Source organism: Limnobacter sp. UBA3528 (genome assembly GCF_002377005.1).
Lineage (GTDB): Bacteria > Pseudomonadota > Gammaproteobacteria > Burkholderiales > Burkholderiaceae_B > Limnobacter.
The window spans coordinates 37885-53177 of record NZ_DFOZ01000022.1; the positions used below are offsets into that span (position 1 = coordinate 37885).

Annotated in this window: 13 protein-coding genes; 7 read left to right on the forward strand and 6 right to left on the reverse strand. The window is 52.3% G+C overall.

The features are described 5' to 3' along the window. Positions 1-55: 55 nt before the first annotated feature. Genes metG through B4N58_RS06305 form a run of 4 tightly spaced genes read left to right on the forward strand, consistent with a single transcriptional unit; the run spans position 56 to position 4966 of the window. Positions 56-2131, forward strand: coding sequence for a methionine--tRNA ligase (metG, locus tag B4N58_RS06290; RefSeq protein ID WP_291747102.1), 2076 nt, complete (start codon positions 56-58; stop codon positions 2129-2131). 9 nt (positions 2132-2140) lie between these two features. Next, a complete protein-coding gene (locus B4N58_RS06295; RefSeq protein WP_171099592.1) occupies positions 2141-3847 on the forward strand; it encodes a SulP family inorganic anion transporter in 1707 nt (568 codons plus the stop codon). A gap of 45 nt (positions 3848-3892) precedes the next feature. Continuing rightward, positions 3893-4075 carry a DUF3460 family protein gene (locus tag B4N58_RS06300; RefSeq protein WP_291747105.1) on the forward strand — a complete coding sequence of 61 codons (183 nt, stop codon included), beginning with the start codon at positions 3893-3895 and terminating at the stop codon, positions 4073-4075. Positions 4076-4087: 12 nt separating this feature from the next. After that, positions 4088-4966, forward strand: a complete 879-nt coding sequence (locus B4N58_RS06305; protein ID WP_291747108.1) for a segregation and condensation protein A — start codon at positions 4088-4090, stop codon at positions 4964-4966. Between the two features lie 328 nt (positions 4967-5294). On the opposite strand, the gene dnaJ is transcribed toward B4N58_RS06305, so the two are convergent. The 5 genes from dnaJ to hrcA form a co-directional block, all read right to left on the reverse strand. Continuing rightward, positions 5295-6422, reverse strand: a complete 1128-nt coding sequence (dnaJ, locus tag B4N58_RS06310) for a molecular chaperone DnaJ (protein ID WP_008248596.1) — start codon at positions 6420-6422, stop codon at positions 5295-5297. Positions 6423-6567: 145 nt separating this feature from the next. After that, entirely contained in the window at positions 6568-8520 is a 1953-nt protein-coding gene (dnaK, locus tag B4N58_RS06315; protein WP_008248598.1) for a molecular chaperone DnaK, read from the reverse strand. A 112-nt stretch (positions 8521-8632) separates the two neighbouring features. Continuing rightward, entirely contained in the window at positions 8633-9232 is a 600-nt protein-coding gene (grpE, locus tag B4N58_RS06320) for a nucleotide exchange factor GrpE (protein ID WP_008248599.1), read from the reverse strand. 133 nt (positions 9233-9365) lie between these two features. After that, positions 9366-10472 carry a ferrochelatase gene (gene hemH / locus B4N58_RS06325; protein WP_008248608.1) on the reverse strand — a complete coding sequence of 369 codons (1107 nt, stop codon included), beginning with the start codon at positions 10470-10472 and terminating at the stop codon, positions 9366-9368. Between the two features lie 65 nt (positions 10473-10537). After that, entirely contained in the window at positions 10538-11554 is a 1017-nt protein-coding gene (gene hrcA / locus B4N58_RS06330) for a heat-inducible transcriptional repressor HrcA (RefSeq protein WP_040512382.1), read from the reverse strand. A gap of 91 nt (positions 11555-11645) precedes the next feature. On the opposite strand from hrcA, the gene B4N58_RS06335 reads away from it, so the two are divergent. Together B4N58_RS06335 and recN are read left to right on the forward strand one after the other, a co-directional pair. Then, positions 11646-12599 (forward strand): NAD(+)/NADH kinase, encoded by a 954-nt coding sequence (locus B4N58_RS06335; protein ID WP_291747116.1) that lies wholly within the window; start codon positions 11646-11648, stop codon positions 12597-12599. Next, positions 12589-14244 (forward strand): DNA repair protein RecN, encoded by a 1656-nt coding sequence (gene recN, locus B4N58_RS06340; protein WP_291747118.1) that lies wholly within the window; start codon positions 12589-12591, stop codon positions 14242-14244. The genes B4N58_RS06335 and recN overlap by 11 nt, the downstream gene beginning before the upstream one ends. 2 nt (positions 14245-14246) lie before the next feature. On the opposite strand, the gene fur is transcribed toward recN, so the two are convergent. Continuing rightward, positions 14247-14675: a ferric iron uptake transcriptional regulator gene (fur, locus tag B4N58_RS06345; protein ID WP_008248616.1), complete on the reverse strand. Its 429-nt coding sequence runs from the start codon at positions 14673-14675 to the stop codon at positions 14247-14249. A 122-nt stretch (positions 14676-14797) separates the two neighbouring features. Here fur and B4N58_RS06350 point away from each other — a divergent pair, with 122 nt between their 5' ends. Further along, on the forward strand, positions 14798-15289 hold the full coding sequence (locus B4N58_RS06350; RefSeq protein ID WP_050771155.1) for an outer membrane protein assembly factor BamE: 492 nt from the start codon (positions 14798-14800) through the stop codon (positions 15287-15289). The last annotated feature ends 4 nt before the right edge of the window (positions 15290-15293 follow it).

Here is a 15293-nt window from a genome sequence, read left to right on the forward strand (position 1 = left end):
ACAATCGCGCGTACAATAGCGCATTGCGTCTAGAACTACCTCAAAGAACAACACCGTGACTCGCCGAATTCTTGTTACCTCTGCCTTGCCGTATGCCAACGGTGCCATTCACTTGGGCCACTTGGTCGAATACATTCAGACCGATATCTGGGTTCGGTTCCAGAAAATGCAAAGCAACGAGGTGTACTACGTGTGTGCCGATGACACCCACGGCACTCCAGTCATGTTGCGTGCGCAAGCCGAGGGCATCAGCCCCGAAGAATTGATTGCACGGGTCAGCACAGAACACCAACGTGACTTTGCCAGCTTCCATGTGGGCTTTGACAACTACTATTCCACCAACGCACCCGAGAACAAAGCCCATTGCGAGACCATTTACACGCGCTTGCGTGATGCGGGTTTGATCCAAACCCGTTCGGTTGAACAGTTCTATGATCCGGTCAAGGAAATGTTTTTGCCCGATCGCTTTATCAAGGGCGAGTGTCCAAAGTGCGGTGCGAAAGACCAATACGGTGATTCATGCGAGGTGTGCGGTGCCACCTATCAGCCCACTGAGCTGAAAAACGCCTACTCCACAGTGTCTGGTGCTGCCCCTGTGCGCAAAAGCTCCGACCATTACTTCTTCAAGCTTTCAGACCCGCGCTGCGAAAACTTCCTTCGCCAATGGACTCAAAGCGAAGGCCGCCTGCAGGTGGAAGCCAGCCGCAAAATGCAGGAATGGTTGGGTGAAGAAGGCAGCGGCAAACTGGCCGACTGGGACATTTCCCGCGACGCACCCTACTTCGGTTTCGAAATTCCAGATGCGCCCGGCAAATATTTCTACGTGTGGCTGGATGCACCTGTAGGCTATTTCGCCAGCTTCCAGAACCTGTGTGAACGAATCGGCGTGGACTATCAGGAATTTCTGAAAGCAGACACCAACACCGAGATGATTCACTTCATCGGCAAAGACATTCTGTATTTCCACGCCCTGTTTTGGCCAGCGATGCTTCAGTTTGCCGGTTTGCGCACGCCCACCAAGGTGAATGCACACGGCTTTTTGACAGTCGATGGCGCAAAAATGAGCAAGAGCCGCGGTACCTTCATTACCGCCGAAAGCTTCATTCAACAGGGCTTGAACCCCGAATGGCTGCGCTACTACTTTGCGGCCAAACTCAATTCCACCATGGAAGACCTGGACCTGAGTTTTTCAGATTTCACCGCCCGCGTGAACAGTGACCTGGTCGGCAAATACATCAATATCGCAAGCCGAAGCGCGGGTTTTCTGGTGAAAAACTTCGAAGGCCGCGTACTTGATTCCGCCATGCAACACCCGCTGCTTGCAGACATTCGCGCACAGGCTGCCGCAATTGCTACACATTACGACGAACGTGAATATGGCAAAGCCATTCGCGAAGTCATGGCTTGCGCCGACAAAGTGAATGCCTACGTGGATCAGGAAAAGCCGTGGGAATTGGCCAAGAACCCGGACAAGCAAGCCGAATTGCAAACCGCTTGTTCCATTTGTCTTGAAGCGTTCCGCTTGCTGACACTTTATTTGAAACCAGTGCTGCCAGTACTGGCCGGCAACGCCGAGAATATTTTGGGTGTCGCGCCAATGACCTGGGCCGATGTGAATACTCCGTTGAGCAGCGCGACACCTGTGCAGGCATTCAAGCACCTGATGCAGCGCGTGGATCAAAAGCAAATCGACGCTTTGATAGACGCCAACAAACAATCTTTGGCGCCTACTTCAGCATCCCCTGTGAAAACCGACGCCAAAAAATCTGCCACGTCAGTTGCAAGCACCGCGTCAGGCGAATACATCAGTATTGATGACTTCACCAAGATTGACCTACGAATTGGTTTGGTGAAAGAGTGTAAGGCAGTTGAAGGCTCCACGAAATTACTTCAACTCACGGTCGATCTGGGCGAAGAAAAACCACGCAATATTTTTTCGGGTATCGCCGCGCACTATCAGGCAGAGCAACTGACAGGGCAGTACGTTGTGGTGGTGGCCAACCTGGCACCACGCAAAATGAAATTTGGACTTTCTGAAGGCATGGTGTTGTGTGCGGCATCGGATGACGACACCGCATTAAGCACCCTGACAGCGTTGGGCAAACTTACGCCAGGAATGAAAATCAGCTAAAAGGAAAACATGGCCACCCCCCAGTTTCTGAAAACGCTCAAGCCATTCAAACCACGTATTGTGGACAGCTTGCAGGGATACAACTCCCAGCGTTTTTTGAAAGACCTGGGGGCAGGCATTACCGTAGGGGTAGTTGCGCTGCCGTTGGCCATGGCCTTTGCAATTGCCAGCGGGCTTGAGCCACAAACCGGCCTTTTCACCGCCATTGTGGCGGGCTTCATCATCTCCGCCTTTGGCGGATCCAGCGTTCAAATTGGCGGCCCTGCCGGTGCATTTATCGTGGTGGTGCTCGGCATCGTCAACCAATATGGCGTGGCCAACCTGATCGTTTGCACACTGATGGCTGGGGGGCTACTGTTCCTCATGGGCTTGACTGGCCTAGGAAGCCTGGTGCGACTCATACCGGTCAGCATTGTGATCGGCTTTACCAACGGCATCGCGGTATTAATTGCACTGTCTCAAATCAAAGATTTCTTTGGTTTGAACATTGATGTGACCCAAGGCAATTTTTTTGAAAAGAACTGGGCCTTGCTGCAGGCTATTCCTGGCCTCAATTGGTCTGCATTCGCGCTTGCCAGTATAAGCCTCGCGTTCCTTTTTCTATGGCCCAAATTGTTTGCTGTGCTCAGCAAAGAACACTCTGAAGGCACGTTTCCGAAAATTCTTCAAAGTGTTCCCGGCTCTGTGATATTGCTGGTTGCTGGCACCCTGGCTGCCTACATTCTTGGGCTTGACATTGAAACCATCGGCAGCAAATTTGGCGAAATTCCACGCAGCCTTCCAACTTTGACCCTGCCGTCCATCGAGTTGGCCAGCGTTCAAACGCTAATTGGCCCCACCTTGACCATTGCATTTCTGTGCGCCATCGAATCGCTGTTGTGCGCGCGCGTGGCCGACGGCATTACCCATGAGAAACACGACCCCAATCAGGAATTGATGGCCCAAGGTTTGGCCAATATCGCCTCGCCCCTGTTCGGCGGCATGCCGGCCACGGGCACCATCGCCCGCACAGTCACCAATATCCGTTCAGGTGGAAACTCCCCTGTGGCCGGAATCATTCACGCATTGGTGTTGTTGATCATCATGCTGGTCGCCGCACCACTGGCGTTTCACATTCCATTGGCAGTGCTCTCGGCCGTTTTGATGTTCGTGGCCTACAACATGGGTGAATGGCGTGAATTCCCAAAATTAAAGCAGTACACCACCGTGTACAGGGTCATCATGTTGGCCACTTTCCTTCTCACAGTGATTGTCGACCTTACGGTTGCAGTTCAGGTGGGCTTGGTATTGGCAGGCGTATTTTTTATCTACCGGGTTTCAACTCTCACAGAATTCATTCCGGTTTACCTGAAAGACGAAGACAGGGCACGAGGAATTGCGGCCTATAAAATTTATGGCTCCCTGTTTTTTGCAGTGGTGGGGAAAATTGAAAACCTGATTCTGAACACCGGAAAATCGACCAAAATATTGATTCTCGACCTTCACCAAACCATTTCAATTGACACCACCGCGCTGGAATGCCTAGAGGAATTGAATTCGGAACTGCAGCGTGCGGGCCATACACTGATATTTTGCGGCCTGAACAGTCAAGCCTTGTCCCTGTTCAAACGCAGTGGTTTTGCGGCCCAGCTCCAAACTTGGCAAATACAGGATGACTTTTCCGCGGCAATGGCACACGCCCAAGCAATTTCCGTCGAGGATCAGGCTGGCGCCTGATAAAATAGAAAATATCCTTTTAAACCATTTATTTGGCACGACACCATGCAATACGAATCTGAAGCAACCCAGTTTCTGGCCCAACTCAAGAATGAACGCCCCCACCTTGAAAATGAGCAGCAAAAAGGCCGGGCCCTGCTGTGGGACAAGCAACTGGACAAGAAACTTCAAGAGGGCTTCAAAGAAGCCAAAGTTGCACAAAAACCTTATGTGTATCAAAGCAAATAAAGTGCGGCTACTTTGAGCAGCGAACTCGACGACATCAGCGTACTGAACCCAAACGACAGCACCCCCGACACGGTGGATGGTGTTGGTTTGGCACGGCTGTATGGCGCCCCCTTGTTCAACATGCCCAAAGACCTTTACATACCACCCGACGCATTGGAGGTATTTTTAGAGGCGTTTGAAGGCCCACTGGACCTGCTGCTCTACCTGATTCGCAAACAAAACTTCAATATTCTCGACATACCCATGGCGGAACTGACCCGCCAGTACCTCACCTACATTGAAGAAATTCGCACCCGCAACCTTGAGCTGGCCGCTGAATACCTGCTCATGGCCGCCATGCTGATAGAGATCAAATCACGCATGCTGTTGCCGGTGATACCCAAGGATGGCGAGGAAGAAGCGGAAGACCCGCGAGCCGAACTCGCCCGCCGATTGATTGAATACGAACAAATGAAGCTGGCGGCCCAAGAGCTCGACAAGGTGCCACTGGTGGGCCGGGACTTCTGGATTGCTCACGCCTTTCACGACCCGAACACCGTTGAACGCTTCCCTGATGTGAATCCGGAAGAACTGCGCGACGCCTGGCAGGCCATTTTGCGCCGCGCGTCACTGGTCAAGGCGCACACCATTTCTCGAGAAGAGTTGTCGGTGCGTGAACACATGACCATGATTTTACGCCGCCTTCAAACCCAAAAGTTTGTTGAGTTTTTTGAGATGTTCGACATTGAACGTGGTGTGCCGGTAGTCGTAGTAAACTTTATCGCCATGCTGGAACTGACCCGCGAAGGCCTGGTGAAAGTAACCCAGGCCGAGCCATTTGCGCCCATCTATGTGCGCTTGGGGTATGAAGCCACGGGCGGCAACGGCGCCGACAGCATCGTTCCAGTCTAACCAATTTCTGAGGGCTCGGGCGCTCAGTTAGCTCAGGGCCAATTACGTAGCCTCTCAGCAAGCTCAGATTCATACCCTCTAGCGCCAGAAAGCCTGATAACCCCCTTGGTATTGAATTAACCACCCTAAGCGCCCCCGCTAAACAGCGGGCGGGCTGCGCTTTCGGCTTTGCCGAACGGGCGGTGAATTCAACCCCAAGGGCAGGCTTTCTTGACCGGCGCTGCGAGGGCATTGCAACCTGAGCATGCTGAGCGACCGAACTTGCGACTTGCGACTGAGGTGGCTAAGAGACAGGTGGCGAGCAACTAGCCAAATCAAACAGCACTGCTTAGCCAAAGAAGTCCTTGACCTTGTCCATCCAGCCCTTCGCCCGTGGCGAATGCTTGTCGCCATCGGCCGTACAAGACTGCTCAAACTCTTTCAGCAGTTCTTTTTGACGCTCAGACAAACGTACCGGTGTTTCCACCACAATGTGGCAGAACAAATCACCTGGGTAGGATGAACGCACTCCCTTGATACCCTTGCCACGCAAGCGGAATGTTTTACCGGTTTGTGTGCCTTCGGGAATATCAAACGATGCTTTGCCACCCAAGGTGGGCACCTCGATTGTTCCACCCAGTGCAGCGGCCGCAAATGAAACCGGCATTTCGCAATGCAGGTCATCACCGTCACGCTGGAAAACCGCGTGTTCTTTCAAGTGCACCTCGACATACAAATCGCCAGCAGGGCCACCATTGACACCCGGCTCGCCCTTGCCGCTCAAGCGGATACGCATGCCGTCGTCAATCCCGGCAGGCACCTTCACTTCAAGTGTTTTGTTGGTTTTCTTGCGACCCAAACCTTCACAGTCGTGGCACGGGTGCGGAATCATCTTGCCGGTGCCATGGCACTTCGGACAGGTTTGCTGCACGCTGAAAAACCCCTGGGTCATGCGCACCGCACCCGATCCACCACAGGTTGAACAGGTTTCAGGCTTGGTACCTGGCTTGGCACCACTGCCGGAGCATGTACCGCAGTTGTCCCACACCGGTACGCGAATTTGGGTATCAAAACCTTTGGCCGCTTGTTCGAGGGTGATTTCCATGTTGTACTTCAGGTCGGAACCACGGTACATCTGCGACTGGCGAGAACCACCGCCGCCGGCACGTCCACCAAAAATGTCCCCGAAAATATCGCCAAAAGCGTCCGAGAAATCGGAGAAACCACCGGCACCGCCACCACCCATATTCGGATCCACACCCGCATGGCCGTGCCTGTCGTAGGCCGCACGCTTCTTGGGGTCGGTCAGCATCTCGTAGGCTTCTTTGGCCTCTTTGAATTTGGCCTCCGCATCCTTGCTGTCTGGATTGCGATCGGGGTGATACTTCATGGCCATTTTTCGATAGGCTTTTTTCAGCTCATCGTCTGTGGCATTTTTTTGTACACCCAAAATCTCGTAGAAGTCCCGTTTTGCCATGTCAGTCTCAATTCATGCAGCTGTTCGCGAAACACTGCTTTTATTCGTACAAAAAGGGCTTCACTGAAAAACTGCAAAACATGCAGCCAACCAGTGTGCCCTTGGTTTTTGGCGAAACGCCCGTAGGGGCGCCTCGCTGCCAACATTACTTGTCTTTCACTTCCTTGAAGTCTGCATCCACTACGTCGTCTGCATCGTCTTTCTTGGAAGAAGACTGCTGCTCGGCGCCGCCCGGGTTTGCACCTGCTGCGGCACCTTCTGCAGCCTGTTGTGCTTGCATGTCGGCGTACATCTTCTCACCCAACTTCTGGGCTGACTCGGCCAACTCCTTGGTGCGGGCATCAATGGCGTCTTTGTCTTCGCCCTTGGCTGCCTCTTCCAAAGCCTTGCAAGCTGCTTCAATTTTTTCCTTCTCACCAGCTTCCAGCTTGTCGCCATACTCACCCAGCGATTTGCGGGTGCTGTGCACCAATGCATCAGCCTGGTTCTTGGCTTCAGCCAGTTCACGGCGCTTGGCGTCATCTGCCGCATTGGCTTCAGCGTCTTTCACCATTTTCTGGATCTCGTCCTCACTCAAACCAGAGTTGGCCTTGATCACAATCTTGTTCTCTTTGCCAGTGCCTTTGTCTTTTGCAGACACATGCAAAATGCCGTTCGCGTCAATGTCAAAGGTCACTTCAATCTGTGGCACGCCACGTGGCGCGGGTGGAATACCTTCCAGGTTGAATTCACCAAGGCTCTTGTTGTCGTTGGCCATCTGACGTTCACCCTGATACACCTTGATGGTCACAGCAGGTTGATTGTCATCGGCAGTTGAAAACACTTGGCTGAACTTGGTCGGGATGGTCGTGTTCTTTTCGATCATCTTGGTCATCACGCCACCCATGGTTTCAATACCCAAGGACAACGGTGACACGTCCAGCAGCAACACGTCTTTGCGGTCGCCACTCAATACGGAACCCTGAATTGCTGCGCCAGCGGCCACTGCTTCGTCGGGGTTCACGTCTTTACGCGGCTCTTTGCCAAAGAAGTTCTTGACGGCTTCCTGTACTTTGGGCATGCGGGTCATACCGCCCACCAAAATAATGTCGTCAATTTGTGACGTAGATACACCTGCGTCTTTCAAGGCCATTTTCATGGGCTCTACAGTGCGGCTGATCAAGTCTTCAACCAACGCTTCCAGCTTGGAACGGCTCAACTTGGTGGTCAAGTGCACAGGTGCGCCGTTGGCCATCGCAATGTAGGGCTCGTTGATTTCGGTTTGCTGTGAAGAAGACAATTCAATTTTCGCGCGCTCGGCAGCAGCCTTGATACGCTGCAAAGCGATTGGGTCTTTTGACAAATCAACGCCATTGTTCTTTTTGAACTCGTCGATGATGTGGTCGATGATGCGCTGGTCAAAGTCTTCACCACCCAGGAAAGTGTCGCCGTTGGTGGACAGCACTTCAAACTGCTTCTCGCCGTCAATGTCAGCGATTTCGATAATCGACACGTCGAAGGTGCCGCCGCCCAAGTCGTATACGGCAATTTTGCGGTCGCCCTTTTCGGCCTTGTCCATACCAAACGCCAATGCGGCAGCAGTAGGCTCGTTGATAATGCGCTTTACATCCAGACCGGCAATGCGGCCTGCATCTTTCGTGGCCTGACGCTGGCTGTCGTTGAAGTAAGCAGGCACGGTAATCACGGCCTCGGTTACTTCTTCACCCAGGTAGTCCTCTGCGGTTTTCTTCATCTTGCGCAGCACTTCGGCTGACACTTGTGGTGGTGCCAATTTCTGGTCGCGCACGCCAACCCATGCATCGCCATTGTCAGCCTTCATGATAGTGAAGGGCATCATGTCGATGTCTTTCTGCACTTCAGCGTCTTCAAACTTGCGGCCGATCAAACGCTTCACTGCATACAAGGTGTTCTTGGGGTTGGTCACAGCCTGGCGCTTGGCAGGCGCACCCACCAGAATTTCGCCATCTTCCATGTAAGCGATGATGGAAGGGGTAGTACGCGCACCTTCCGAGTTCTCGATCACTTTGTAGCCACCGCCTTCAAACACAGCAACGCAAGAATTGGTGGTACCCAAGTCAATGCCAATAATCTTTCCCATGAATTTCTCCGTGATTTCTAAATTCAGTAATATTCGGTTAGGTCTGATATGGGGCTAAAGCCCTTCAGTTCAAGGGGTCTTTCAACCCATTTGCCAAAATTTATTGCACCAATTACTGCGCAACCGACACCAAAGCAGGTCGAAGCACGCGGTCATTGATCAAATAACCTTTTTGCAGCACTGCCACTACATGGTTGGATGCCACAGCAGGATCAACTGAATCGCCTGGCACCATGGCCACCGCCTGGTGCTGGTTGGGATTAAACTTTTCGCCCACAGGGTTCAGCACTACGACCTTGCCTCGCTCAAATGCGGCTTCCAGCTGACGCAGGGTTGCAGCAACGCCATCTTTCAATGCTTCCGGAGTCTGGTTTTCAACGGCCAGTGCCATTTCAAGACTGTCCCGAACAGGCACCAAGGATTCAGCAAAGGATTCAATTGCGTACTTGTGCGCCTTGGCAACATCTTCTTGCGTTCGGCGACGAAGGTTTTCCATGTCAGCGGCCAGGCGCAAGTACACCTCCTTGGATTTCTCAACTTCATGGTGTGCATTTTCCAATGCCGCCTTCAGTACGGAAATTTCATCTTGGGGCGCTTCTTGCTGAACAGCCTGCTCGGTTTCGTTTTGGGTCTGCGCGCCTTGCTGCTGACCTTCTGGTGCCTGGGCAGACGTTTGTTCGTCTGTAGCCGGCTTTCCAGTGGGTTCTGACATGTCTTTTCCTCCATTAAAATTCAAAAGAGGCGACAGGCCTTTACCCGTCGCCCCTACTCTTGGCGGTAAATTGGGGCATGAACGGAAAATTCAAGCCCCAAAAATAGAATTACGCAGAATTGTTGGCAGAAACTTATTGCGCGCCCATTTCAAGCGCCAATTTTCGACTCTCGGCCAGTTCCTGTGCCATGGACTCTTCGTAACCCATGTCGACTGGCCAGCCCTGCATGTGCTGCGCAGTAATTTCAGACAGCATGGCTGCCGCCAGTTCACTGTCATTCAGGCAAGCAATGTAATGAAACTCGCCGCCACCCGCATGCTGAAAGTCTTCGCGGCCTTCCTGATTAATTTCCTCAAGGGTTTCAAGGCAGTCGGCCATAAAACCCGGGCACATCACATCAATGCGCTTGGTGCCGGCCTGCCCCAAGGCTTCCAGGGTTTTATCCGTGTAAGGTTCCAGCCATTTGGCCTTGCCGAACCGACTTTGGAACGTAACCCGGTAATTGCCTTTTTGCAGCCCCAATTCCTCGCCCAACAGGCGCGCAGTCTTGTGACACTCGCAATGGTAGGGATCGCCTTTGAGCAATGTCATTTCAGGCACACCATGGAAACTGAACAACAACACATCGCCCTGATCAAAATTGGGCTTGCCATGGGCTTGCCAGTGCTTGCGCACGCTTTCAGCCAAGGCGTGAATATAGGCCGGGTGATCATGGTAATGCTTCACCAAACGAAGTTCAGGAATGTTTCGTACGGGCTTGGCCCAGTCAAAAACAGCATCAAACACTGAGGCAGTCGTCGCGGCAGCGTATTGCGGGTAAAGCGGAAATACCAAGACCCGGTCGTATCCGTCTTTGCGAAGCTGATCCATTCGGCTGGCCACCGAGGGGTTGCCGTAACGCATGGCCAACTCGACACGAACATCCCAGCGACGGACCTTGAATGCTTCCGACAAAACCCGAACCTGCCGCTTGCCGATTGCCATCAAGGGTGAACCTTCATCGGTCCATACAGTGGCGTATTTGGCCGCTGACTTCTTGGGGCGAATCTGCAAAATAATGCAGTTCAAAATAATCCACCAAACCAGCTTGGGAATTTCAACTACACGTGGGTCTGACAAAAACTCCTTCAGATAACGTCTCAATGACGGAGTATCTGCATTGTCAGGTGTGCCAAGGTTAACAAGTAAGACCGCCGTTTTCTGCGGCGTGCCGTGACGAAATGGGGCTTCCGTGCGCATGGATACTACCTAGTGAACATCAAGCCTGAAAGTATACCCAAAGCTGGCCGCCGGGGTGGCTTACCCTACTCCGGATCCGACAAAGCCGAAGAAACCAGCTTCGATGTAATGTCAACAATTGGAATCAGTCGCTCGTAAGCCATGCGTGTGGGACCAATCACACCCAAAGTACCTACCACCTCGCCGTTCACATGGTAGGGCGCCGAAATCACGCTCATCTCTTCCATGGGTACCAGGCTGGAGTCACCACCAATAAAAATTTGCACACCTTCGGCCCTGTTGGAGCTTTCAAGCAGGCGCAGCAACGCGGTGCGTTGCTCAAACACACCGAACATTTTTTTCAGTCGCTCCATGTCAGTCGATAAATCTGACACATCCAGCAGTTTTCGCTCGCCCGACAACAGTACCCCATCGGCCTGACTTTCCTCGGCCTCTGTGCCCGCATTGACCGCAGCCTGCATCAACTTACTAATATCCTGGCTGATTTGGTGCAACTCCTCCGACAACCTTTGCTTGGCCTGCTGAAAACTCAAACCCGCAAAATGCTGGTTGAAAAAATTCGCAGCCATGGTCAATTCACTTTGCGTGTAAGGCTTCTCGACAATCAGGATCCGGTTTTGCACATCACCATCGGGCGTCACAATAATCAACAATACTTTTCGGTCTGAGAGGCTCAAAAACTCCACATGTCGAAACAGAGCCGCCTTTTTCGGCGCAGTGATCACCCCTGCGAACGACGACAAACTCGAAAGCAGGTTCACCGCCTTGTTCAACACACGATTAGGGTCCTCACGTTGAATACCACCACTCAATGCCGTTTGAACATCGATTGCCAAAGGCTTCACAGTGAGCAGCGAGTCCACAAACATACGGTATCCCTGCGGCGTGGGAACACGGCCTGCCGAGGTGTGTGGGGAAACCACCAGCCGCAACTCTTCGAGATCGGCCATCACGTTTCGAATAGTGGCCGGACTCAAATCCAGAGTCGAATACCTGGACAAAGCCCTGGAACCCACCGGGTTGCCCTCTGTGATGTACCTTTCAACCAATGTTTTCAATATGGAACGGGCGCGTTCGTCTATCATCAATGTCACTTCAAATGCGTGTTGCGATACGATTGGGCTTAGGATTGAAACCAAGGCTTCACTTTACGACAAAAACAGGGAATCAAGAATGCCGAAACAGAAAGGGATGTGCATTGCTGTGTTTGCCAAACATGGCGCCTCCCCAAAACAGGCCATTTGGCGAAGTGTGGTTGACCTGCTGGCCGCCAACGCCTTTCATGTACTGGTGTGCGATTCCATGTTGAGCAGCGGTTCTTCCAAACAATCAAAACCAGAATGTGATCAAGCCAACTTTGAGTTTGCGAATTTGGCCCTGATCAAGAAAAAAGCAAAAATCGCAGTGATCATCGGCGGTGACGGTACTTTTTTGGGTACAGCCCGTGAATTGGCCGATTCCAACATTCCCTTGATTGGCATTAACCAAGGCCGCTTGGGTTTTCTCACCGACATTCGCCTGGACGACATCAACCCCACCCTGATAGACACCATCAACGGTCAATCGGTCTCGGAAAACCGGGCTTACCTTGAAGGTCAAATTTTGCGACAGGGCAAAGTGGTAGAAAATCACATTGCCCTGAACGACATTGTGATCAGCCGTGGCATTGTGGGCGGTATGGTTGAACTGCGCGTGGAGGTAGACGGCACATTCATGTATGACCTGCGCGCAGACGGTCTGATTATTTCCACGCCCACTGGTTCAACGGCCTACGCCTTGTCGGCCGATGGCCCAATTTTGCACCCCAGTCTGGCTGGCTTGCTGATTGTGCCAGTGGCCCCGCATGCGCTTACAAACCGGCCAATTGCGTTGCCCCAACACAGCACCATCGATATTCATGTCACCGGCGGCAAGCAAACCGGCGTGCACTTTGACATGCAGTTCAATGGCCGCGCCAAAGTGGGTGACCAAATACGGATTAAGGTGTCACCACACCCAATCCAGCTTTTGCATCCGGAACGCTATGATTACTTCGCCATGCTGAGGCAAAAACTGCACTGGAGTGCAAGCCCCACAGAAGCTCCCCATAAAACTCGAGGACTCAGAGACAGCGGCCATGCTAAGTAGTTTGACCATTCAAGATTTTGTTATTGTCGACAAGCTCGACTTGCATTTCGCACCCGGTATGTCAGTGCTGTCCGGCGAAACCGGCGCTGGCAAATCCATTTTGATTGACGCGCTGTCGCTGTGCCTGGGTGCGCGTGCCGACGCCTCGCAAGTTCGGGAAGGTTGCGAACGCGCTAACATTACTGCAGTGTTCGAACTGAACCCAGCTGCCAAAGCCATACTCGATGAGCAATCGATTGATTGCAGCGAGGGCGAGATGCACTTGCGACGCGCCATCGAATCGAATGGCCGGTCAAAAGCCTACATCAACGGCACACCTGTACCTGCCAGCACCCTGAAAGAATTGTCTGAAACCCTGATCGACATTCATGGGCAACATGCTTTTCAAACGCTGGCAAAGCCTGGAGAACAACTGCGCTTATTGGACGACTTCGGTCAACACAACGCCCTGATTCAGGCCACAACCCAAACTTATTCCCGATTGAGGAATTCTGAAAAAGCCCTGAAACAGGCCCAAAGCAGCCAAGAGGACCGGGCCGCGCGGCTTGAAAACTTGCAGTGGAAACTGGACTCGCTGAGCAAAGTAGCCCCCAAGGCGGGCGAATGGGAAACTTTGAGCAATGACTTCGACCGTTTAAGCCATGGCGCAGAATTGATCGAAGGCACACAGCATGCAAGTGATGTGTTGTCGCAAAATGAAAATGCCCTGCTTGATCAATTGACCCAAGTGATCGAGAAGCTCAGTCACCTCAGTACCCGCGACCCTGCACTCGAAGGTGTTGTGAAAACATTGTCTGAGGGCGAAATATTAATTCGGGAGGCCAGCTACGATTTGGGCAACTACCTGAAACACAACGACCTTGACCCCGACACACTGGCTGAAGTGGAAGCGCGCATGTCGCTTTGGCATGAAACTGCTCGCAAACTGCGCATTCAGCCCGAAACACTGCACACAGAAATGGAGAGTGTACAAGCCGAAATCAAAGGGCTTGAGGAAGGTTTTGATGTTGAAAAGCTTCAGAAAGAACTGACCAGCGCGCGGCAAGCCTATGAAACACAAGCCGAACTGCTCACAACGGCTCGCAAGAAAGCTGCCCAGGCCTTGTCAAAACGAGTCACAGAATCTATGCAAACACTCAGCATGCAGGGTGGTGTGTTTGTCGTGGATGTGTCTGGGGGCGAACCATCAGCCAAGGGCAGCGACACCATTGAATTCCGCGTGGCAGGGCACCCTGGGGTTACACCTCAAGCCATTCAAAAAGTGGCCTCGGGTGGCGAACTTGCACGCATCAGCCTGGCTATTACAGTTAATACCGTTGAAAGCACACCGGTACCTACCCTGATTTTCGACGAGGTTGATAGCGGCATTGGCGGCGCAGTTGCTGAAACCGTGGGGCGTTACCTTCGCCTGTTGGCCGCGAATAAACAGGTGCTGTGCGTAACCCACCTGCCTCAAGTAGCGGCCCAAGGCCACAACCATTTTCAGGTCAGCAAAGACATTTCAGCGCAAACAACACGCTCAAAAATTGTGCAATTGGAGTCAAAGGCGCGAGTAGAAGAAATTGCAAGAATGCTGGGCGGGCAGGTGATCACCGAGGCCACACGCACTGCGGCGCATGAAATGATTGCCTCGGCAAACAGTTAAATTTATTTTCGTTTGTTTTCGCAGTCTTTTTTGGTGCAGGAGCCATAAAGAGAAAGTGCATGATCGTGGAGTTCAAACCCTCGGTCTTTGGCAATCATTTTTTGGCGACGCTCAATTTCTTCGTCAAAAAACTCCACTACTTTGCCGCACTGCACGCACACCAAATGGTCATGGTGAGCCCCTTCATTCAGCTCAAACACAGACTTTCCGGTCTCAAAGTGTTGGCGTGCCAGTAAACCAGCTTGTTCAAACTGCGTTAAAACCCGGTAAACAGTGGCCAAGCCAATGTCTAGGTCTTCTTGAAGCAACAGTTTGTAAACGTCTTCAGCACTGAGGTGACGGTGTTGCCCGCTCTGGAACAACTCCAGAATTTTCATTCGTGGCAGCGTTGCCTTTAAACCAATGCTTTTGAGATCCGTTGCTGTAGTCATGAGTTTGGTACCATTCTGAGGCTTAATCGAGTTCAAGTAGCTTATGATAACGCCTTTGCAGGACATGTTAGCGCACCGAATAAGTTACTCTGTTCCCACTTCACATGCGAATTCACAAAACAATGCGTATTTTACGACTGAATTTGATTCTTTGCTCGGCCTTGGCTCTAGGGCTTTCCGCGTGTTCCATTATCCCGGACAACTACGTACCCTCTTTCGTCAAACCCTACAAGTTTGATATTCAACAGGGTAACTTCATCACCCAGCAAGATGTTGCCAGGCTGCAGGTGGGCATGTCCAAAGAACAGGTGCGCTTTATCCTGGGCACTCCCTTGCTGAACGACGCCTTTCACGCCAACCGCTGGGATTACGTTTACCGCTTATTACGAGCCGACGGTCAAACTACACAATCGCGCTACACCGTGATTTTTGAGAACGAACGCGTGGCCCGCCATGGCGGTGAAAACCTTCCGGCAAGTCCTACCGATTTGTTGGGCCCGGACAGCACAACCAAAGTGCCGACTGAGCCATTGCCCTCGGAAAAACCAGCCGAAGACATCAAGGACGCCGAATCTGCCGTAGGCGGCACAGAACGCGCACCCGTACTTAAATAAAAAG

Bases quoted from the DNA above. Each gene is read 5' to 3' on its own strand.
- B4N58_RS06295 (WP_171099592.1), top strand. From the start codon at position 2,141: ATGGCCACCCCCCAGTTTCTGAAAACGCTCAAGCCATTCAAACCACGT.
- B4N58_RS06335 (WP_291747116.1), top strand. From the start codon at position 11,646: ATGCCGAAACAGAAAGGGATGTGCATTGCTGTGTTTGCCAAACATGGC.
- fur (WP_008248616.1), bottom strand. From the start codon at position 14,675: ATGACTACAGCAACGGATCTCAAAAGCATTGGTTTAAAGGCAACGCTG.
- hemH (WP_008248608.1), bottom strand. From the start codon at position 10,472: ATGCGCACGGAAGCCCCATTTCGTCACGGCACGCCGCAGAAAACGGCG.
- grpE (WP_008248599.1), bottom strand. From the start codon at position 9,232: ATGTCAGAACCCACTGGAAAGCCGGCTACAGACGAACAAACGTCTGCC.
- dnaJ (WP_008248596.1), bottom strand. From the start codon at position 6,422: ATGGCAAAACGGGACTTCTACGAGATTTTGGGTGTACAAAAAAATGCC.
- dnaK (WP_008248598.1), bottom strand. From the start codon at position 8,520: ATGGGAAAGATTATTGGCATTGACTTGGGTACCACCAATTCTTGCGTT.
- recN (WP_291747118.1), top strand. From the start codon at position 12,589: ATGCTAAGTAGTTTGACCATTCAAGATTTTGTTATTGTCGACAAGCTC.
- B4N58_RS06350 (WP_050771155.1), top strand. From the start codon at position 14,798: ATGCGTATTTTACGACTGAATTTGATTCTTTGCTCGGCCTTGGCTCTA.
- B4N58_RS06300 (WP_291747105.1), top strand. From the start codon at position 3,893: ATGCAATACGAATCTGAAGCAACCCAGTTTCTGGCCCAACTCAAGAAT.